The sequence below is a fragment of the Peribacillus sp. NPDC056705 genome, assembly GCF_043656335.1.
Map to the genome: position 1 here is coordinate 1 of NZ_JBHTYI010000156.1, position 500 is coordinate 500.

General features: G+C 53.2%; 1 protein-coding gene. It reads right to left on the reverse strand.

Annotation, left to right across the window (positions count from 1 at the left end; genetic code table 11):
- Positions 1–19: 19 nt before the first annotated feature.
- The coding region (locus ACFRAK_RS28450; protein WP_394573107.1) for a hypothetical protein at positions 20–500 on the reverse strand (481 nt) is incomplete at its 5' end.

Below are 500 nucleotides of genomic sequence, written 5' to 3' on the forward strand. Positions count from 1 at the left end.
TTTCCGCTTTGCCTCATGACTAGTACAGACCTATGTGCCTGATCGCTTCCAGATGAATGCTCCCATCTCTTACCTGGAATAATCCGTGATAGTCCTTCTGCACCTCTGCTTGACTATCCGGGGCGTATTGCCGGCTGTTATATTCCAGCGCCTCTGTCGACAGCGCCAGATGTGATGCCAAATTCGCCGCATGAACGAAAGCATGGCCGACATTGGTCAGATCCTGCATCGTCACATACCGATCCCGTGACTTCGCCCAGCAATAGGCGATCAGAGCCAGTGAGTGCCCCTTACAAGTCTTGAGCGCAATCCCGCTCCAACCGAGCGCATCCAACTGTTCCAGTGCTGGGAGACTGCTTAGGCTCTCATCGGCTATAATCGGCTTCCATTCGATCAGCGGTTTCAAGGAGTAGCGGGCATTGCTTAACTCCCGATCCATCGGCTGTTCCATGTATTGCAGCGAAGCGAATGCTTGCGGATGATCTCGCTCTAACTGACGA